Origin of the sequence: Pseudoalteromonas phenolica (genome assembly GCF_044788725.1) — a bacterium.
Taxonomy (GTDB): domain Bacteria; phylum Pseudomonadota; class Gammaproteobacteria; order Enterobacterales; family Alteromonadaceae; genus Pseudoalteromonas; species Pseudoalteromonas phenolica_C.
In genome coordinates this window covers 3,220,261-3,240,194 of sequence record NZ_CP173161.1, presented here as the reverse complement: position 1 = coordinate 3,240,194, position 19,934 = coordinate 3,220,261, and the positions used below count along the sequence as shown (strand labels likewise).

The following is a 19,934-nucleotide window of genomic DNA, read 5'->3' as shown; positions in this document are numbered from 1 at the left end:
TCTGAAGCCTTTTTGTTGTTTTGAATTTTTTCTTAATCCAAACTGTTATAAACGCGTTTGTTTTCTTCTTTGCTGAGTAATAAGACTTCAGTACCACAGATCAGATCTTGCAATGCACGCTTGTGCTTAAAATCCACAAGTACTAGCAGGTTACCTAGCCCTAATAATGCGAATAAGCTGCGAGCCATGGCTTTTGGCCAAGACAGCAATTGCCCATCAGGGGTTTGTACTTTTAGTCGCCATGCGCGCATGCCGATGGTTTGCCCGCTTTTGGTCCAAAAATAGCTGAAGAAAATCATACTCACAAAGACAAGTAATACACTTCGTAATCCATAAAGTAGGGGAGAGGCTTGAATAAGTGCTGACACGTCTTCGTGATCACCTAATGAAAGTACTCCAACAGAAATAAAACCTTGGATGATGAGTAAGTAAGCCACTGTAGTAAGCATTGCAAAAGCGATCACAACTAAACCATCATACATTAATGAAGCAAGTCGGCGCATTAAACCTGCGCGAGGAAATTCAGACATGTTAGCTAAAACTTAAATAGTCAAAGAGTGTAGCTATTTTACACAAAGCCAATGAAAATGGCGAAATTGACCTTTATAAAAGTTAAACGATTAAATTATCGGCAGTTAAATTAAGCGTTAAAAAAATTACTTGCTCCTCTATAGGGATGTTTGTATAGTGTTTCGCACAGAGATGAGGGCATATAAAAAAAGCCCAAGCTCAAAGTGGTTTTTCTTTATTTTTTCTTTTGAGAAGATGAAAGAAAAATTATGCCAGTGTGATGGAATTGGTAGACATAGGGGATTCAAAATCCCCCGCAGCAATGCGTGGCGGTTCGAGTCCGCCCACTGGTACCACTTTTCTATAACCCTAACCGTTTGGTTAGGGTTTTTTTATGCCTGAAATTTGGTGAACAGCTTGATTCTAAAAACTGCGGTAGCACCGACTTTATGTCGGGTCATTAATATGTTGACTAAACGCGATATGAAATCGCTGCTACCGAATTAGACGATGAAGAGCCAGATTTCAATGCTTTGTTTGAGATTATACTCGGTAGCACCGACTTTATGTCGGGTTATTGGTATGTTGGCTAAACGCGATATGAAATCGCTGCTACCGAAGCAGACGATGAAGAGCCAGATTTCAATGCTTTGTTTGAGATTATACTCGGTAGCACCGACTTTATGTCGGGTCATTGGTATGTTGGCTAAACGCGATATGAAATCGCTGCTACCGAATCAGACAAGGAGGCTCTGTTTTTTGATACTTGGCACAAGCAGAAACTCGGTAGCACCGACTTTATGTCGGGTCATTGATATGCGAACTAAACGCGATATGAAATCGCTGCTACCGAATTAGACAATGAAGCTCTGTTTTTTGTAAACTTTTTCAGCTTTCAGCTTTCAGCTTTCAGCTTTCAGCTTTCAGCTTTCAGCTTTCAGCTTTCAGCTTTCAGCTTTCAGCTTTCAGCTTTCAGCTCACAACGTCTCACTATACTCAGTAAGTACTTGCTCTACCCAAGTGGCAATTCGTTCGTCACTTTTTTCGTACTGGCTGTCTTCGTCTAAAGCTAAGCCAACAAAGTGTGATTTATCTTCAGTGAGCGCTTTTGAGGCTTCAAACTCATATTCATCATTATTTGGCCAGTAGCCTAAAAATGTCACACCTTGTGGTGCGATTTTATCATGCAGCATGCCAAGGGCGTCTTGGAACCATTGGCCGTAACCTTGCTGATCGCCCATACCGAATAGCGCGATGGTTTTGCCTGCTAGGTCAACGTTTTCGATGTCGTCCCAGATTGATTCCCAATCTTCTTGCAGTTCACCAAAGTCCCATGTCGAAATGCCGAAAATTAAAAAGTCGAACTTTTCAGCTTCTTTTAAGTTCACATCTTTAATGTTGAACATTGACAGGGTGTCTTTACCGATGATGTCTTGGATCTTTTCGGCAGCCATTTCTGTATAGCAGGTTGTTGAACCAAAGAATAAGCCAATTTGCATGCAGTTTATCACTTCTTATAAGGCTGATATGATGAGGCAAATTTTACCTGATGACACTTTAAATTGATACAGGCGGCCAGTGAGCGATTTAGCAGATTTTGAAAACGATATAACCGAGCAAGAAGACGGTGGCCAAGAAGATGTGATAGAAGCATTTATTGATGTGCTTTTTCTTGAACATGGCTTGAGTGAGAATACCTTGTCTGCTTATCGCACCGATTTAGAAAAGTGCGATGCCTTTATGAAAGCTGAGCAAGGCAGAGAAAGTCTACTTGAAGTGACCCAGCAAGATGTCGAACAGTACTTGGCACACCGTGTAGATTTGGGTTTAAAGCCTCGTAGCACCGCCAGAGCGATCAGTGCATTAAAGCGTTTTTATTTGCACTGGGTGAAAGCGCAAAAAATCTCAGCGTCACCCATGGTCAATATTGCTCTGCCAAAGACCGGGCAGGCAATCCCTAAAACACTTACCGAGAACGAAGTCGAAGCCTTGCTTGATGCGCCTAATGTTGAAGACCCTATGGGGCTCAGAGACAAAGCCATGTTAGAGCTTTTATATGCAACAGGCTTGCGCGTCACAGAGCTGGTAGGTTTGCGCATGGAGCAAATTAACTTGCGCCAAGCCGTGGTGTTAGTGCGTGGTAAAGGCGGTAAAGAGCGCATGGTGCCGATGGGAGAAGAAGCGCAGCACTGGATAGAGCTATTTATACAGCAAGGTCGCGCCTTAATGATTAAGCATGCCACTGATTTTGTTTTCCCATCAAAACGTGGGATAGGTATGACTCGTCAAACTTTTTGGCATAGAATCAAACACTATGCTATTTTGGCAAACATAACGTCGCCATTATCGCCACATACGTTACGTCATGCCTTTGCAACACATTTGTTGAATCATGGTGCAGACTTACGAGTCGTGCAAATGATGCTGGGCCACAGCGACTTATCGACGACACAAATTTATACTCATGTAGCGAGTGAAAGATTGAAATCGCTGCATCAAGAACATCATCCTCGTGCGTGATGGAATTTTTTTGAATTTATCCGGTCATACTGGGTAGCAACGAAATTTATGAGAACAGAATGAAAAAGTTAATTTTAGCTGCAGCAATGGCGTTATCAACAGGCGCTATGGCTGAGCAAGTGACTGCTCCTTTAGCTGATGCAGTAGAAAAAAAAGTAAGCCCAATTGAAACTCAATTAACTAACTTAGGCTTAACAGTTAAAGCAATTCAAGACAGCCCAGTTGCTGGTTTAAACACCGTTTTAACAGACAAAGGGGTATTTTATGTGAGCCCAGATGGTCGTTACCTTGTTCAAGGTACGATGATCGATGTAGAGAATCGTGAAAACCTAACGGAGTCAGCTTTAAGTGGCGTTCGTAAAGACGGTGTTGCTGAGTACGAAGACTCAATGATCGTTTATAAAGCTGAAAATGAAAAGCATCAAATCACGGTATTCACCGACATTACCTGTGGCTACTGCCGTAAGTTGCACCGTGAATTAGACGATTACCTAAGTGCGGGTATCACGGTTAAGTACTTAGCTTTCCCACGTGGTGGCTTGCGCGGTAAAGGTTACAAAGACTTAATGAATGTATGGTGTGCTGAAGATGCTGCAAAAGCATTAACAGAGGCAAAAGCGGGTGAAGAAGTGGCAGAAGTGAAAAACTGTGCGGCGCCAGTTGCAGAGCACTACCAGTTAGGTCAGAGCTTTGGTATTTCTGGTACGCCAGCAATCATTTTAGAAGATGGTTCGATTATTCCAGGTTACCAACCAGCAGCGGCATTGGCACAAGCGCTAGACGGTAAGAAGTCATAAGCGAGAAAATTCGCTATAATCACCGTATTCTTAAAAAGGCCTAATGGCCTTTTTTTGTTGTCTGTTAAATCTCAGTTTTAACGTTGTAATGCTTGTTCTCTTAATTCAGTATTATCGAGAGTAGGCATAAGGGTAAAAGAATAAATGCAAACCGTGATAGCAACACGTGAGCGCGTGGATGACAGTCATCTTCCTGCGCATCTTCATCCTGTAATTAAACAAATCTATGCAGCTCGTGGTGTTAGCGACCCTGTTGAGCTCGATAATCGTGCTAGCACCTTATTAAATTTCAACTTATTCAAAGATATGGATAAGGCGTGTGCTTTGTTAGTCGAAGCACTACAACAGCAAAATAAAGTTTTAATCGTTGGTGATTTTGATGCCGACGGCGCAACCAGTACCTCGGTATTGATGGAAGGGTTAGCATTATTTGGTTTCCAGCATGTGGATTATCTTGTGCCAGACCGCTTTAGCTTAGGTTATGGTTTAAGTCCTGCACTGGCAGAGCAAATAGTGAATATCGCGCCAGATCTCGTGATCACGGTAGATAACGGTATTTCTTGCATCAGTGGCGTTGAGATTGTCAAAAGTGCCGGTATTAAAGTACTTATTACTGATCACCACTTACAGGGTGAGCAACTGCCCAATGCCGATGCCATCGTCAATCCAAATCAGCATAGCTGTAACTTCCCCTCAAAAAGCATTGCAGGGGTTGGTGTGGCGTTTTACTTGCTGGTGGCACTGCGTCACAGTTTGCGCGAGCTGCAATATTTTACGACTCAACAACAACCAGAGCCGAATTTGGCAGAGTTACTCGATATCGTTGCACTGGGTACGGTTGCTGACGTTGTGGCACTCGATGCCAATAATCGCACATTGGTTTATCAGGGCTTAGCACGTATTCGTAGTGGTAAAACGCGACCGGGGATCACCGCACTGATTGAAGTGGCAAAACGCAATGCTGCGCGTTTATCTGCCAGCGACTTTGGTTTTGCACTCGCGCCGCGCCTGAATGCTGCGGGTCGACTCGATGATATGAGTTTAGGTATCGCCTGTTTGTTATCGAAAGATATCAACCAAGCAAGACGTATTGCGGGCGAACTTGATGCACTTAATCATGAACGCCGTGAAATTGAAGCGGGCATGCAGCAAGAAGCGCAAGCCGTGCTGGAGCGCTTGGTATCGGCACAACAAAGCGTGCCTGATGTTGTCTGTTTATATCAAGACGATTGGCACCAAGGGGTGATTGGTATTTTGGCTGGGCGCTTAAAAGAGCGTTATCACCGTCCGGCAATTATTTTTGCACAAGGTGACGAGGGGGAAATAAAAGGCTCGTGTCGCTCTATCGAAGGCTTGCATATGCGCGACTTACTTGAGCAAATTAACACTCAACACCCAGACCTAATTGCTAAGTTTGGTGGTCACGCTATGGCGGCGGGTTTAACCATTTTAGAGCGTGACTTTGAACGGTTTAAAACGGCGTTTACTGATGCTGCCAGTGCGATTTTGACCGAAGAGCATAAGCAGAGTGTGCTACTGACTGATGGCGAGTTGCCTGCGACCTGTTTCAATCTAGACTTTGCGCAACTGCTTCAGCAAGCAGGGCCTTGGGGTCAGCAATTCCCTGAACCTGTATTTGAAGGCGTATTTGAACTTATTCAACAACGTATCGTCGGTGAAAAACACCTAAAATTGGTGCTAAAACACAGCTCTGGTCAGTTAGTTGATGCCATTGCCTTCAACATTGATGTAAAAGCTTGGCCAAATACAGCTGCACAATATGCCAAATTGGCGTATCAGCTCGATATAAATGAGTTTAGAGGCAGGTTCTCACTGCAATTATTAGTGCGAGAAATTCAAGCACAACCCGCATAAATCCATTTATAGGGCACAGATTGTCTGTTATCATGGCGCGTTTAAAAATCACGCGCCTTTTTTATGGGCTGGAAAAGCATTCAGCTATTTATTATTCGCCGTGTGACACGTTAATTTTTTTGGAGTAGTAAGCATGTTTGAAGTGAATCCTGTGATTAACCAAATCAAGGAAATTCGCGAACGCACTGAGCTGCTTAGGGGGTATCTTTGACTACGCTCTAAAACAAGAGCGCTTAGAAGAAGTAAACGCAGAGTTAGAAGACCCAGCAGTATGGAACGAGCCTGAAAGAGCGCAAGCATTAGGCCGCGAAAAATCGAATCTTGAAGTGATCGTTGAAACCATTGATAACTTAGTATCTGGTGCAGACGATGCAGAAGGTTTAGTAGAGCTTGCAGTTGAAGCCGAAGACGAAGAAACCTTCGAAGAAGCACAAACTGAAGTCGAAGGCCTAGTTGGTCAATTAGAAAAACTAGAGTTCCGTCGTATGTTCTCTGGTGAGCAAGATGCCAACGACGCGTACATTGACTTGCAGTCGGGTTCGGGCGGTACTGAAGCACAAGACTGGTGTAACATGCTATTGCGTATGTACTTACGCTGGGCTGAAGCGAAAGGCTTTAAAGTTGAAATCGTTGAAGCAACCGATGGTGATGTTGCTGGTATTAAAGGTGCAACAGTACGTGTATCTGGTGAATATGCTTACGGTTGGTTACGTACAGAAACAGGCGTACACCGTCTAGTTCGTAAGAGTCCATTCGATTCAACAGGTCGTCGCCATACTTCATTTGCGTCTGCGTTTATTTACCCAGAAATTGACGACAATATCGAAATTGATATTAACCCAGCTGATTTACGTATCGACGTATATCGTGCATCGGGTGCCGGTGGTCAGCACGTTAACCGTACAGAATCTGCGGTACGTATTACTCACTTACCAACGAATACCGTTGTGCAGTGTCAGAATGACCGCTCGCAACATAAAAACAAAGATCAAGCAATGAAGCAGTTAAAAGCGAAATTGTTTGAACTTGAAATGAAAAAACAAAACGCTGAAAAGCAAGCGCAAGAAGACGCTAAATCAGATATCGGTTGGGGTAGTCAGATCCGTTCATACGTATTAGATGACTCACGTATCAAAGATTTACGTACTGGCGTTGAAAACCGCAATACCCAAGCGGTATTAGACGGTGATTTAGACAAATTTATCGAAGCCAGCCTGAAATCAGGCCTTTAATCAACAAGCTAAACTAAGAGCTAAAAAATGACAGATCAAATCCAAGACGAAAATAAACTCATTGCTGAGCGTCGTGCTAAATTGGATGCAATTCGTGAGAATTGTGATGCCAATGGCCACCCGAACACCTTCCGCCGTGAAGACTATACGGCTGATCTACAGGCTAAGTTTGGTGATAAATCGAAGGAAGAGCTTGTTGAGTTAGACCATCAGGTGTCGGTAGCAGGTCGTATCCTTGCTAAACGTGGTCCTTTCCTTGTGTTACAAGACATGAAAGGTCGCATCCAAGCATATGCATCAAAAGACGTGCAAAAAACGCTTAAAGAAAAATATGGTCAACTAGATATCGGTGACATCATCGGTGTATCTGGTCCACTTCATAAGTCAGGTAAAGGCGACCTTTACGTAGACATGGTGCAGTACGAGCTACTGACTAAGTCACTTCGTCCGTTACCAGAGAAGTTCCACGGCCTAACAGACCAAGAAGCTAAGTACCGTCAGCGTTACGTTGACCTGATCACAAACATGGACACGCGTGAAACGTTCCGTATCCGTTCAAAAGTGATCGAAGGTATTCGTCGTTTCTTAGCTGAGCGTGACTTCATGGAAGTTGAAACGCCAATGCTACAGGTTATTCCTGGTGGTGCATCGGCGCGTCCATTCGTGACTCACCACAATGCACTAGATATCGACATGTACCTACGTATCGCACCAGAGCTTTACCTTAAGCGTCTAGTAGTAGGTGGTTTTGACCGCGTATTTGAGATCAACCGTAACTTCCGTAACGAAGGTCTATCAACGCGTCATAACCCAGAATTCACTATGATCGAATTCTACCAAGCGTACGCTGACTACAACGACCTAATGAACTTAACTGAAGACATGTTACGTACTGTTGCACAAGACGTTCTTGGCACAACGACAGTGATTAACACAGTTAAGAACGCAGAAGGCGAGGTAACAGAGACGATTGAATATGACTTCGGTAAGCAGTTCGAGCGTCTATCTATGGCTGATGCCATCATCAAGTATGGTCCTGACGCTGAAGAAATCGCGCACATCTTCAAAGATCCTGAAAACCACTTCGACGAGCTAGTCGCTTACGCGAAGAAAGTACACGTTAAGATCCCAGAGAAATGTGTATGGGGTGCAGGTAAGTTCTTATGTGAGATCTTCGAAGAAACTGCTGAGCACAAGCTAATTCAACCGACTTTCATCACTGAGTACCCGTGGGAAGTATCACCACTTGCACGTCGTAACGATGAAAACCCATTCATCACTGACCGTTTCGAATTCTTCGTAGGTGGTCGTGAGCTTGCAAATGGTTTCTCTGAGCTTAACGATGCACAAGATCAAGCTGAGCGTTTTGCGCGTCAGGTTGAAGAAAAAGATGCCGGTGACGACGAAGCAATGCACTACGATGCAGACTACATTCAAGCGCTTGAGTATGGTTTACCACCAACAGCGGGTGAAGGTATCGGTATCGACCGTCTAGTGATGCTTTTCACTGATTCACCAACAATCAAAGACGTTATCTTGTTCCCGCACATGCGTCCACAAGCTGACTAATCTCGATTGAGTTTATCGATTAAGAGCCTTGGCAAATGCCGGGGCTTTTTTTTGCCTAAAAAAGCTATATTTAACAATTTGATATTTCAAATAGGGGTAAGAAAATTAGAAATATAAAGAAAGAGATTCAGATATAAAGGTAAGACTTCCCCGGCTTCGCGGATGCTGATGTCAGCCCTTGAACCCTAAGGTTCAAGGCGGAGTGTAACAGCTCACCGTAGGCTTCTCGGTACTTGCCAAGCTTGCGCAATAGTAAGCAAACTACACCCCTAGATAAAGTTTATCGGCTCAGGGACTTAATCTGCTGTCCTACGAGCTAGGGAATTAACTTCAGTATATAAGACTCGCAGCAGAGGTAAACCATAAATCAAAAAATATCAGTTCAACTGCTGGCAAATTAAACGCAGCTGCTGATATTAACAACAACTGCTCATAAATGAAGCCCTTTAAAGACAATTGTTTGGAGTTGCTATACTGTGAGTGTTAGCATTGATAACAATTAAATTAAGGCCACTTATAAGTGTGTTCTTATAATGAAGATTCTTTGACGAGCATTAGCAATGACAGAAATGACCGATTACACACAAGCACAACTGCTGCTTGAAAAGCATGATATTTTCGTATCGCCTTCAGAAGCACACGGCACCATCAGTGGTTTGCTGGCTTGTGGCTTAAACATTGATGAAAAAGACTACCTGATCATGTTAAGTGATGTGTTCAACGACGGACAAAGTTTCTCAAACGAATTAAAAGGTCTATTTGGCCAAATGTTCACACATGTTATGTCATGCTTCAACAGCGAAGAGCCAAGCTTTGAGTTGTATTTGCCAAATGAAGACGAAACCCTACTAGATAAAGCCAATGCACTAGTGGCATGGGTGTCGGGCTTTTTATTGGGCTTTGGTTTAAAGCAAAAAGACTATGGCAAGCTGTCAGCTGATGTCAAAGAAGTGATCAACGATTTTAGTGAAATCACTAAACTTGACACTGATTTCGGTGAGGAAGAAGAAGACCAACAAGCTTTCCATGAAATTGTTGAATATATCCGTGTTTCAGCACTGCTATGTTTTGCTGAAATGGGCAGAGAAACTGTTACTCCATCAAAGACGTTACACTAATGATCAGCATTCAAGAATTTGTTCAGCGCAGAAGCAAATTACTTGCGCAACTCGACAACCACAGCGTAGCGATTATTCCTGCTGCGGTTGAAATTACCCGTAGTCGCGATACCGAATTCCCGTTTCGCCAAGACAGTGACTTTTTCTACCTAACCGGCTTTAAAGAGCCTGATGCCGTTTTAGTCTTATCAAAAGACAAGCAAGGTGAAGGCAAAAGCACGTTATTTTGTCGTAACAAAGATAAAACAGCCGAGATTTGGCACGGCCGCCGAGTGGGCTATGAAAGCGCCAAGTCTGACTACTTGTTTGATGAAACTTATCCGTTGAGCGAGTTAGACGATGAGCTTCTGCAACTGGTAAATGGCAATCGCACTTTATTTTACGCGCAAGGCACTTACAGTGCATTTGATGACAAGGTATGGGCATTGTTAAATACCCTGCGCGGTGCACCGAAAAAAGGCTATCGCGCGCCTGAGATCATCAAAGATACACGCCCACTTATTCACGAAATGCGTTTGTTTAAATCAGACGCCGAAATTGCCGTGATGCGCAAAGCGGGTCAAATAAGCGCTGAAGGTCATGTGCGAGCAATGAAGTTTGCTAAGCCTGATGCTACCGAATACCAACTAGAAGCCGAACTTCATCATCATTATGCAATGAATGGCGCACGTTATCCGGCGTATGGCACCATTGTCGGCTCAGGCAATAATGCCAATATTCTGCATTACACAGAAAACAGCGATACCTTAAAAGCAGGCGACTTAGTGTTGATTGACTCAGGGTGTGAGCTTGAAGGCTATGCTGCTGATATTACCCGTACTTTCCCTGTGTCTGGTAAATTCAGTGAGCCACAAAAAACCATTTATGAGCTGGTATTAAAAGCTCAAGCGGCGGCATTTGAGCATGTGAAGCCGGGCGGTACTTTGGTTGCTGCAAATAAAGCGGTGATGACAGTAATGACCCAAGGTTTGATCGAGCTCGGTATTTTATCTGGCGAGTTAGATACACTTGTTGAAAAACAAGCATGCAAAGCGTTCTACATGCATGGTTTAGGTCACTGGTTAGGCCTTGATGTACACGATGTGGGTGAGTACAAGCTCGATGAAGCTGACAGACCATTTGCACCGGGTATGGTGTTGACCATAGAGCCAGGTTTGTACTTCGATGAAGATGCACAAGTGCCAGAGCAATATAAAGGTATCGGCATTCGCATTGAAGACGACCTATTGGTAACTGAAAATGGTCACGAAAATTTGACCCAAGACGTGCCGAAAACCGTAGCAGAAATAGAAGCGTTAATGCAGCAGTAGGAGAATGCGTTGCAGCACTTTGATGTTGTGATTGTAGGCGGCGGTATGGCAGGGGCCACCGCTGCTTTGGCAATCAAAAAGACCAGCCCAACTTTGCAAGTTGCCGTGATTGAGGCATTTGCACCAAAAAGCCAAGCACACCCTAGTTTTGACGACCGCTCAATAGCCTTGGCCGATCAGTCTGTGCAGTATTTAAAGCAATTTAACTTGTTTAATGCCGACTGGCCGTTTGCCGAAGCCATTAAGCAAGTGCACGTGTCTGATAGAGGTCACTTTGGTAAAACCTCATTGCACCACCAAGACTATCAAACGAATGCCCTTGGTTATGTGGTGGAAGTGAATCCATTTGGTGCTTATTTACATCAACAGCTAGCTAAAACTGACATTCAACTATACTGCCCTGCGACTATTAATGAATTAAAGCAAACACAAGACAGTGTTGAGTTGATCTTAAACGACGAAACTCAGTTAAGCGGTAAGTTATTGGTCGTTGCCGATGGCGCACAGTCCCCTACGCGCAAACAGCTAAATATTGGTTTTGATAGTCTGGCCTATGAGCAAGGGGCGCTAATCGCCAATATCGAAGTTGAAGGCGGTCATAGCGGCCAAGCGTTCGAACGCTTTACGGAGCATGGGCCAATGGCACTGCTCCCTATGACACAAAACCGCTACTCGCTGGTTTGGTGTATGCCAAACGCACACCTTGAACATTATAAAACGCTTGAACCTGACGCCTTTATTGCTGAGCTGCAAACAGCCTTTGGTTATCGCGCTGGGGTATTCAAACAGGTTGGTATGCGTGCACAATACCCACTGGTACTAGGTCGGGTAGAGCAGCTCGTTCATCACCGTAGCCTATTAATTGGTAATGCCGCGCATGCGATTCACCCAATAGCTGGGCAAGGTTTTAATTTGGGTTTAAGAGACATTCAAGCCTTGGTTGAGCTGATTGCATCAGAGCAACATGATTTGGGTGAACATGCCTTTACGCAAGCTTATAATCGTGCGCGTGCACAAGACATCAAAACAGTGATGACACTGACCGATGCACTCGTACGACTATTCTCAAACTCTTCTCGTTTAATGGCGCTCGGTCGCAGTTGCGGTCTGCTTGCCATGTCACTGTCTGAAAATTTAAAAGCACCGTTAGCCAAGCAACTAATGGGTCATGTTATTAAAGGAAAAAGCTGATGCAACAAGCGCAAGTATGTATTGTCGGTGGCGGCTGTGTAGGCCTTACTTTGGCGTTAGGTTTGGCGAAAAATAATATTAGCGTACACGTGATTGATGCGGGCAGAGAACCTGCAGCACTTACTGAGCAATTTGCTAATCGCGTGAGTGCCATCAGTCTTGCCAGTCAAACGTTATTTACTGAGCTAGGCGCATGGGGTGATATTTTAGCGCAGCGAACTTGTGCGTATACGCATATGGACGTCAGAGACAAAGACAGTTTTGGTAAAATCGCGTTTAACAGCACCGAGCTAGATTTACCTGAACTTGGGCACATCATTGAAAATGACGCTATTCGTTATGCGCTGTTTCAGCAGTTAAAACAGTATTCATCTGCAACGCTTAGCTTTAATACTCGTTATCAAGCTATTCATCAAACTGACACTGACGTGTTAATCACCTTAGAGTCAGGCATGCCAGTTATGGCGAAGCTATTAGTTGCAGCAGATGGGGCAAATTCGGGCATTCGTACTCAGTTTAAAATGCCCATTACGTTTTGGGACTACGACCACCACGCCATCGTCGCAACGGTTAAGACGCAAGAGACGCACAGCCATACTGCAAGACAAGTATTTTTACCAACAGGTCCTTTGGCGTTTTTACCGCTCAGCGATGAATTTAGTCAATCAATTGTATGGTCAACGTCTCCTGAGCAAGCACAGTATTTAATGTCGCTAGATAACGCTGAGTTCAATAAAGCATTGAATGTCGCCATCGACGGTCAGTGCGGTTTATGTGAAGTACAAGACGACCGAGCGGTGTTCCCGTTGAAAATGCGTTACGCTCAACAGTGGGTAAACGGCAAGATTGCATTAATGGGTGATGCTGCACACACCATCCACCCACTGGCTGGGTTAGGTATGAACCTAGGTCTTAAAGATGCGGCACTATTAATTAAACTACTCACCGACAGCAAGCAAGAATTTGCCAGCACCCGCGTGCTGCGTGAATACGAACGCGCTCGTAAACTCGATGCACAAAAGCACATTGCCATGATGCAAGGTTTAAAAGAGTTGTTTGAAGGCGATAACCCGCTGAAGAAACTGATCCGCGGTGTTGGGTTGAGTATGGTTGATAACCTGGGGCCGATAAAAACCCTGTTTGCTAAAGAAGCAGTGGGTAAGTAGTTAAAACCTTACCCGACATAAAGTCGGTGCTACCGAGAATGTTTTGGAACGGTAGCAGCGATTTTATATCGCGTTCATAATATTATAATGGTTTTGCGGAATGTTTACCCTTTATTTTCATTCGCTTACCCCAGCCTCAACGCAATAAACTCTGCCAACTTATCTACCGCATGCACTGACTCGGGTGAATTTTTTACCAAGCAAATACCGATTTGGCCGAGCTCAGGTAGGTCGGGGGTGTGTGATTGATAATTTAAATCGTTTGGTACGGTGCTTTTGGCTAGCACTGTGACGCCGAGGTCTTCTTTAATGGCGGCGATTAACCCTGTTAAGTCGGCGTTGCTGTATACGATCCGGTATTTTAATCCAGCTTGTTGTAGAGCTTCGATGGCGCGGCGGCGGTAGATACAGCCCTCTGGTGCGGTCACTAGGGTCACGACATCGTTCTTAGCGAGATTTAAATTGCCGACCCACACCAGCTGGTCTTGCATAAACACGGGGAATTGCTCTGAATCGAGTTGTTCGTTTAGGGCCAATACTAAGTCAAATTGATCTTGGCGCGAGACCGACAACAAATGCTTACTTAATCGCGATTTAACCTCGAGGGCTACATCAGGGTATAAAGAAACGAAGTCGCCAATAATCGAAGGTAGAATACGAGCTGCAAACTCACTGGGAATTCCCAAACGTACTTTACCAGTCACACTTTCAGAGGTGAACTGCTGAATAATGGCGTCGTTTTGTTGCAGCATCTGCTTGGCTTGGGTAAGCAATAACTCGCCATATTGATTGATAACCTGTCGTTGGCCTTGTTTTTTAAACAGCTTACAGCCGAGCATATCTTCAAGGCGTTTGATTTGCAGTGACACCGCTGGTTGCGACAATCCGAGTAGTTCTCCGGCTTTGGCAAAACCGCCTAATTCAACCACAGTAACAAAAGTGCGTAAGCCGTCGATAGATAAGTTCTTCATATTTAAAATATCAATTTATAAAACCAAGTTACATAAGTATTATTTATCAATGTATAAATAAATACAATTTGTTGTTGTAAAGTCGCCCTCATATACTGCACAAATTAAAGTTTTATTAAGGTGTGGTTATGACATTTTCAGCCAGTATGTTTGCAAAACATCGTCAAGGCACAGCGCCTGCGCTAAATACATTAGCGTCAGACAGCGCACAGTTGGTCTTAGACTTCAGTGGCTTCGAAACCACACCATTTTTAAACCAAGTGTTAGGTATTAATTTAAATAAACTTTTAGCACCGGGTCTTGGCATTAAAGGTCAATTAGCATCGGGTGCGGCATTTACCGTTTATTATTTTAGCGAAACTGCTTACCGTTTTGTGATTGATGCAGCACACGCCGACGAGCTACAAAACCTGGTTGAAGCGCATCACAGCGATTACGACATTGAGCTGGTGGCACGCAACGATTTAAGTATGAGCACACTGAGCGGCGAACTGGCCTTTGATACTATCATCAAGCAGTTTGCGTTAACGCCGGGCTTACGCTTATCAGACGATCAAGTGTGCTACGGCCGTCAAAGTGGTGATGTATTTGTCACCGCGCTGCTAAACGATGATTTGCAACAGTATCAACTCATCGCGCAAACCGATACCTTAAACAAATGGCATCAGCAGTTGCAAGCACAAGGCTTTAGCCTAAACTAACAATTTTAAATTTTTTGCAAGGGCACTCTATTAGGGTGCCCTTGCAGGTTTACCGTTTAAGCTTATTTAAACTGGTAAGAGCGCATTAACCCCGCCCAAAGAGGCACTCTTGCGACCCATACATCGTAAGAGCAGTAACAAGTGAAGGAATGATATGACTTCTAAAACTGTACTACATGCTAAGCACCTAGAAGCTGGCGCAAAAATGGTTGACTTCCACGGTTGGGAAATGCCAATCAACTATGGTTCACAAATCGAAGAGCACCACGCGGTACGTACTGACGCTGGTATGTTCGACGTGTCTCACATGACGATTGTGGACGTAAAAGGCGCTGATGCGAAAGCATTCTTACGCAAGCTAGTTGCGAACGATGTAGCTAAGCTAGAAGTACCTGGTAAAGCACTTTACACAGGCATGCTAAATGAAGAAGGCGGCGTAATCGACGACCTTATCATCTACTTCTTCTCTGACACTGAATACCGTCTAGTTGTTAACTCAGCAACACGCGAAAAAGACTTAGCGCACATTGGTGCGGTTGCAGCTGATTTTGCTGTAGAAGTTACTGAGCGCCCTGAGTTTGCAATGATCGCAGTACAAGGTCCTAACGCAAAAGAAAAAACAGCTAAAGTACTTGATGACGCGCAAAACGCAGCGGTTGAAGGTATGAAACCATTCTTCGGCGTACAAGCGGGTAACTTATTCATTGCGACAACGGGCTACACAGGTGAAGCTGGCTACGAAATCGTAGTTCACAATGACGACGCAGCTGACCTTTGGCAAAAATTATTAGACGCAGGTGTTGCACCGGCTGGCCTAGGCGCACGTGATACGCTACGTTTAGAAGCGGGCATGAACTTATACGGTTCTGATATGGACGAAACTGTATCGCCACTTGCTGCAAACATGGCGTGGACGATTGCATGGGAACCAGCAGATCGTGACTTCATCGGCCGTAAAGCTATCGAAAAGCAACGCGAAGAAAAAAGCACTGACAAACTTGTTGGTCTAGTACTTGAAAGCAAAGGCGTTCTTCGTGGTGGCTCTAAAGTTATCGTAGAAGGTGGCGAAGGTATCATTACTTCTGGTACATTCTCTCCGACTTTAGGCTTTAGTGTTGCACTGGCGCGTGTTCCTCGTTCAACGGGCGAAACAGCGCAAGTAGAAATGCGTAAAAAGTTAGTTGACGTTAAAGTTGTGAAGCCTAGCTTCGTACGTAACGGCAAGTCAGTTATTTAATATTAATAAGGGCGTTTTAACGCCCAATAGTACAATCGGTTTGCTCGCAAGGGGGCAAACTGATTGGATTAAACCGAACCAAAGGAACAAAAAGATGAGCAACATTCCTAGCGAGTTAAAGTACGCGTCTTCACACGAGTGGGTTCGCGCAGAAGGCGACGGCGTTTACACTGTAGGTATCACAGAGCACGCACAAGAGCTACTAGGTGACATGGTATTCGTAGACCTACCAGACGTTGAAGACGCAGTAGATGCAGGCGAAGACTGTGCAGTAGCAGAATCTGTAAAAGCAGCTTCTGACATCTATGCGCCTATCACAGGTGAAATCGTTGCAATCAACGAAGAACTAGAAGATTCACCTGAGACTGTAAACAACGACCCATACGGCGACGGTTGGTTATTCAAAATCAAAGCTTCTGACGAGTCAGAACTTGATAACCTACTTGACGCTGAAGGTTACGCAAACTCTATCGACGAAGACTAATCTCTACGTCGAATGCAAAAGCCCCACGCGGGGCTTTTGTTGTTTAAAAAAAGGTCCGTACTGAGTTTCGCTTGCGAAGCATCCCATACAGAGTACAGAACTTTTCACCGGCTCAGAAATGAGTTGGTACAGCTGAAGCCAGAGCAGTTTCCGCAACAGCACTCAGCACTAACCCCTAAATTTATTGGATCATAGGAATCTGGACTAATGTCAAACGCTAAATCTCTTGAGCAACTAGAGCAAAAGCAAGATTTTATCCGCCGCCATATTGGCCCTACACCGGCACAAGTGAGCGACATGCTAGCAGCACTTAACGTATCAAGCGTTGAAGAGCTAATCACGCAAACTGTACCTGCAGGTATTCGTTTAGAGCAAGGTCTAACAGTGGGTGAGAGCCGCACAGAAGTTGAAGCATTAAGCTACTTAAAATCTGTTGCAAGCCAAAATAAAATCTTCAAATCTTACATCGGTCAGGGTTACCACCCAACGCACGTACCGAATGTAATTTTACGTAACGTATTAGAAAACCCAGGTTGGTACACAGCATATACGCCTTACCAGCCTGAGATTGCTCAAGGTCGTTTAGAGTCACTATTAAACTTCCAAACTCTAACAATCGACATTACTGGTCTTGATTTAGCCTCAGCATCACTACTTGATGAAGCAACGGCAGCTGCAGAAGCAATGGCGCTATCAAAGCGTGTATCTAAAGCGAAAAAAGCCAATGCCTTCTTCGTAGCAGAAGACGTTCACACACAAACTATCGACGTTGTTAAAACACGTGCAGAGCAGTTTGGTTTTGACGTTATCGTTGGCCCTGCAAGCGATGCAGCTAACCACGACATCTTCGGTGCCTTATTCCAATACCCAACTACATCGGGTGAAGTAGTAGACCTAACAGACCTAATCGCACAAGTACAAGATAAAAAAGCGATTGCCTGTGTGGCAGCTGACATCATGAGCTTAATGCTACTTAAAGCACCAGGTAAACTAGGTGCAGACGTAGTGCTAGGTTCAGCACAGCGTTTCGGTGTTCCTATGGGTTACGGTGGTCCACACGCGGCATTCTTCGCAACACGCGATGCATACAAGCGTTCACTACCTGGTCGTATCATCGGTGTTTCTAAAGACCGTTTAGGTAACGACGCACTACGTATGGCAATGCAAACGCGTGAGCAGCATATCCGTCGTGAAAAAGCGAACTCAAACATCTGTACAGCGCAGGTACTACTTGCAAACATGGCTGCGTTCTACGCGGTTTACCACGGTCCTCAAGGTCTTAAGACGATTGCACAACGCATTAACCGTTTTGCAAGTATTCTTGCGACAGGTCTTAAAGCGAAAGGTGTTAGCCTTAAGCACGACACTTGGTTCGACACAATTACAGTTGTTGCAGACAACAAAGCTGACATCGTTGCACGCGCGCTAGCAGCAGAAACGAACTTTGCAACTAACCACGAAGGTGAGTTCTCTGTTTCTGTAAACGAAACTACTACACGTGCAGACGTAGCAGCACTATTCGACATCATCTTAGGCGAAGGCCACGGTCTTGACGTTGCAGCACTTGACGCACAAGTATCGAGCGACGACATCACAGGTATTCCTGCAAGCCTAGTACGTGACGACGAAATTCTAACGCACCCTAACTTCAACTCGTACCACAGCGAGACTGAAATGCTGCGTTATATCAAGCGTCTTGAAAACAAAGATTTAGCGCTTAACCACTCAATGATCTCGTTAGGTTCATGTACTATGAAACTAAACGCGACAGCTGAGATGATCCCAGTAACTTGGCCTGAGTTCGCAGAGCTTCACCCGTTCTGTCCACTAGACCAAGCGCAAGGCTACCAAACTATGATTGGTGAGCTACACGACTGGTTAGTAAACATCACAGGATACGACGCAGTATCTATGCAGCCTAACTCAGGTGCACAAGGTGAATACGCAGGTCTAATCGCAATTCGTAAATACCACGAATCACGCGGCGAAGGTCACCGTAACATCTGCTTAATCCCAAGCTCTGCGCACGGTACAAACCCTGCAACAGCGCAAATGGCAAGCATGAAAGTTGTGGTTGTTGCATGTGACAAAGAAGGTAACATCGACATGGCTGATCTTCGTGCGAAAGCTGAAGACGTGTCAGAAAACCTTGCTTGTATCATGGTAACTTACCCGTCTACACACGGTGTATACGAAGAGTCAATCCGTGAAGTATGTGACATCATTCACTCACACGGCGGCCAAGTGTACATGGACGGCGCGAACATGAACGCACAGGTTGGTGTAACTAGCCCAGGCTTCATTGGTTCTGACGTATCACACTTAAACCTACACAAAACGTTCTGTATCCCACACGGTGGCGGTGGCCCAGGTGTTGGTCCAATCGGTGTTAAATCGCACCTTGCGCCATTCATGCCTAATCACAGCATCATCAACGTACCGGGCACAACAGAAGGTAACGGTGCCGTATCAGCAGCGCCTTACGGCTCAGCGGCTATCTTACCTATCTCATGGGCATACATCACAATGATGGGCTCAGAAGGTCTGAAGCAAGCGACAGAAATGGCTATCGTGAACGCAAACTACCTAACTGAAAAGTTAAGCGCACACTACCCAATTCTTTACCGTGGTCAAAACAACCGCGTTGCGCACGAGTGTATCGTTGACTTACGTCCACTTAAAGAAGCGTCTGGCATCACTGAGATGGACATTGCTAAGCGTCTTATGGACTACGGCTTCCACGCGCCGACTATGTCGTTCCCAGTAGCGGGCACGTTAATGATCGAGCCAACTGAATCTGAGTCTAAGGTTGAGATCGACCGTTTCATCGAAGCGATGATTTCAATCCGTGAAGAAGTTCGCAAAGTTGAAAATGGCGAGTGGTCTGTTGAAAACAACCCACTAGTATTTGCACCGCACACACAAGCTGACGTACTTGGCAACGAGTGGGACCGTGCATACGACCGTTTCTACGCTGCATTCCCAGTGAAAGCAGTTGCTAAAGATAAGTTCTGGCCAACAGTAACGCGTATCGACGACGTACTAGGTGATCGTAACCTTATCTGTTCTTGCCCTGCAGTTGAGACATATGCAGAGTAATGAATTGTAGTGATCACGACAATTCTAATTGGAAACTGATCAAATGTAGTTGGAAACTGCAAATGTACATGGAAACTAATTAGGCTGTCGAAGGTATATAGAGAAGGTGAGCAAATTAGCTCACCTTTTTTGTATGTAAAAAATTTTAGATAAG

General features: G+C 44.7%; 16 protein-coding genes, 1 tRNA gene and 1 other RNA gene. 14 read left to right on the top strand and 4 right to left on the bottom strand.

What is annotated here, in order from left to right:
• Positions 1–32: 32 nt before the first annotated feature.
• Complete coding sequence (locus tag ACH784_RS14675) at positions 33–530, bottom strand: RDD family protein (protein WP_404391424.1); 498 nt, start codon at positions 528–530, stop codon at positions 33–35.
• A gap of 251 nt (positions 531–781) precedes the next feature.
• On the opposite strand from ACH784_RS14675, the gene ACH784_RS14670 reads away from it, so the two are divergent.
• Positions 782–866: transfer RNA gene (locus ACH784_RS14670), tRNA-Leu, on the top strand.
• A gap of 621 nt (positions 867–1,487) precedes the next feature.
• Here the strand turns inward: ACH784_RS14670 and fldB are convergent.
• A complete protein-coding gene (gene fldB, locus ACH784_RS14665; RefSeq protein WP_404391422.1) occupies positions 1,488–2,009 on the bottom strand; it encodes a flavodoxin FldB in 522 nt (173 codons plus the stop codon).
• Between the two features lie 109 nt (positions 2,010–2,118).
• Here fldB and xerD point away from each other — a divergent pair, with 109 nt between their 5' ends.
• The 5 genes from xerD to lysS all read left to right on the top strand — a co-directional run bounded on the left by xerD (position 2,119) and on the right by lysS (position 8,503).
• Positions 2,119–3,030, top strand: a complete 912-nt coding sequence (gene xerD, locus ACH784_RS14660) for a site-specific tyrosine recombinase XerD (RefSeq protein ID WP_404395282.1) — start codon at positions 2,119–2,121, stop codon at positions 3,028–3,030.
• 59 nt (positions 3,031–3,089) lie between these two features.
• Positions 3,090–3,827: a bifunctional protein-disulfide isomerase/oxidoreductase DsbC gene (gene dsbC, locus ACH784_RS14655; protein WP_404391420.1), complete on the top strand. Its 738-nt coding sequence runs from the start codon at positions 3,090–3,092 to the stop codon at positions 3,825–3,827.
• Positions 3,828–3,971: 144 nt separating this feature from the next.
• A complete protein-coding gene (recJ, locus tag ACH784_RS14650) occupies positions 3,972–5,702 on the top strand; it encodes a single-stranded-DNA-specific exonuclease RecJ (protein WP_404391418.1) in 1,731 nt (576 codons plus the stop codon).
• Between the two features lie 133 nt (positions 5,703–5,835).
• Positions 5,836–6,934, top strand: a protein-coding gene (gene prfB / locus ACH784_RS14645; protein WP_404391416.1) for a peptide chain release factor 2 whose coding sequence is annotated in 2 segments (ribosomal slippage) — positions 5,836–5,910 and positions 5,912–6,934 — 1,098 coding nt in all. Because the reading frame shifts where the segments join, the coding sequence is not laid out codon by codon here.
• Positions 6,935–6,961: 27 nt separating this feature from the next.
• Positions 6,962–8,503 carry a lysine--tRNA ligase gene (gene lysS / locus ACH784_RS14640; protein ID WP_404391414.1) on the top strand — a complete coding sequence of 514 codons (1,542 nt, stop codon included), beginning with the start codon at positions 6,962–6,964 and terminating at the stop codon, positions 8,501–8,503.
• 143 nt (positions 8,504–8,646) lie between these two features.
• Here lysS and ssrS read toward each other — a convergent pair.
• Positions 8,647–8,829, bottom strand: a non-coding RNA gene (gene ssrS / locus ACH784_RS14635) — 6S RNA.
• Positions 8,830–9,063: 234 nt separating this feature from the next.
• Between ssrS and ACH784_RS14630 the strand changes: the two genes are divergently transcribed.
• The 4 genes from ACH784_RS14630 to ACH784_RS14615 are packed head-to-tail and all read left to right on the top strand — an operon-like array spanning position 9,064 to position 13,288.
• Entirely contained in the window at positions 9,064–9,621 is a 558-nt protein-coding gene (locus ACH784_RS14630) for a UPF0149 family protein (RefSeq protein ID WP_404391412.1), read from the top strand.
• A complete protein-coding gene (gene pepP / locus ACH784_RS14625) occupies positions 9,621–10,931 on the top strand; it encodes a Xaa-Pro aminopeptidase (RefSeq protein ID WP_404391410.1) in 1,311 nt (436 codons plus the stop codon). The genes ACH784_RS14630 and pepP overlap by 1 nt, the downstream gene beginning before the upstream one ends.
• 45 nt (positions 10,932–10,976) lie before the next feature.
• Positions 10,977–12,122, top strand: a complete 1,146-nt coding sequence (gene ubiH / locus ACH784_RS14620) for a 2-octaprenyl-6-methoxyphenyl hydroxylase (RefSeq protein WP_404395280.1) — start codon at positions 10,977–10,979, stop codon at positions 12,120–12,122.
• Positions 12,122–13,288: an FAD-dependent oxidoreductase gene (locus ACH784_RS14615; RefSeq protein WP_404391408.1), complete on the top strand. Its 1,167-nt coding sequence runs from the start codon at positions 12,122–12,124 to the stop codon at positions 13,286–13,288. The genes ubiH and ACH784_RS14615 overlap by 1 nt, the downstream gene beginning before the upstream one ends.
• Positions 13,289–13,413: 125 nt before the next feature.
• On the opposite strand, the gene ACH784_RS14610 is transcribed toward ACH784_RS14615, so the two are convergent.
• Positions 13,414–14,259: a LysR family transcriptional regulator gene (locus tag ACH784_RS14610; RefSeq protein WP_404391406.1), complete on the bottom strand. Its 846-nt coding sequence runs from the start codon at positions 14,257–14,259 to the stop codon at positions 13,414–13,416.
• Positions 14,260–14,387: 128 nt separating this feature from the next.
• Here ACH784_RS14610 and ACH784_RS14605 point away from each other — a divergent pair, with 128 nt between their 5' ends.
• From ACH784_RS14605 to gcvP, 4 genes are all read left to right on the top strand, one after another.
• Entirely contained in the window at positions 14,388–14,960 is a 573-nt protein-coding gene (locus tag ACH784_RS14605) for a hypothetical protein (RefSeq protein ID WP_404391404.1), read from the top strand.
• Positions 14,961–15,114: 154 nt separating this feature from the next.
• Positions 15,115–16,197, top strand: coding sequence for a glycine cleavage system aminomethyltransferase GcvT (gene gcvT / locus ACH784_RS14600; RefSeq protein WP_404391402.1), 1,083 nt, complete (start codon positions 15,115–15,117; stop codon positions 16,195–16,197).
• Between the two features lie 94 nt (positions 16,198–16,291).
• On the top strand, positions 16,292–16,681 hold the full coding sequence (gene gcvH / locus ACH784_RS14595; protein ID WP_404391400.1) for a glycine cleavage system protein GcvH: 390 nt from the start codon (positions 16,292–16,294) through the stop codon (positions 16,679–16,681).
• A 207-nt stretch (positions 16,682–16,888) separates the two neighbouring features.
• Entirely contained in the window at positions 16,889–19,780 is a 2,892-nt protein-coding gene (gene gcvP, locus ACH784_RS14590; protein ID WP_404391398.1) for an aminomethyl-transferring glycine dehydrogenase, read from the top strand.
• Positions 19,781–19,934 lie beyond the last annotated feature (154 nt).

Bases quoted from the DNA above. Each gene is read 5' to 3' on its own strand.
- ACH784_RS14675 (WP_404391424.1), bottom strand. From the start codon at position 530: ATGTCTGAATTTCCTCGCGCAGGTTTAATGCGCCGACTTGCTTCATTA.
- fldB (WP_404391422.1), bottom strand. From the start codon at position 2,009: ATGCAAATTGGCTTATTCTTTGGTTCAACAACCTGCTATACAGAAATG.
- dsbC (WP_404391420.1), top strand. From the start codon at position 3,090: ATGAAAAAGTTAATTTTAGCTGCAGCAATGGCGTTATCAACAGGCGCT.
- recJ (WP_404391418.1), top strand. From the start codon at position 3,972: ATGCAAACCGTGATAGCAACACGTGAGCGCGTGGATGACAGTCATCTT.
- lysS (WP_404391414.1), top strand. From the start codon at position 6,962: ATGACAGATCAAATCCAAGACGAAAATAAACTCATTGCTGAGCGTCGT.
- ACH784_RS14630 (WP_404391412.1), top strand. From the start codon at position 9,064: ATGACAGAAATGACCGATTACACACAAGCACAACTGCTGCTTGAAAAG.
- pepP (WP_404391410.1), top strand. From the start codon at position 9,621: ATGATCAGCATTCAAGAATTTGTTCAGCGCAGAAGCAAATTACTTGCG.
- ubiH (WP_404395280.1), top strand. From the start codon at position 10,977: ATGGCAGGGGCCACCGCTGCTTTGGCAATCAAAAAGACCAGCCCAACT.
- ACH784_RS14615 (WP_404391408.1), top strand. From the start codon at position 12,122: ATGCAACAAGCGCAAGTATGTATTGTCGGTGGCGGCTGTGTAGGCCTT.
- ACH784_RS14610 (WP_404391406.1), bottom strand. From the start codon at position 14,259: ATGAAGAACTTATCTATCGACGGCTTACGCACTTTTGTTACTGTGGTT.
- ACH784_RS14605 (WP_404391404.1), top strand. From the start codon at position 14,388: ATGACATTTTCAGCCAGTATGTTTGCAAAACATCGTCAAGGCACAGCG.
- gcvT (WP_404391402.1), top strand. From the start codon at position 15,115: ATGACTTCTAAAACTGTACTACATGCTAAGCACCTAGAAGCTGGCGCA.
- gcvH (WP_404391400.1), top strand. From the start codon at position 16,292: ATGAGCAACATTCCTAGCGAGTTAAAGTACGCGTCTTCACACGAGTGG.
- gcvP (WP_404391398.1), top strand. From the start codon at position 16,889: ATGTCAAACGCTAAATCTCTTGAGCAACTAGAGCAAAAGCAAGATTTT.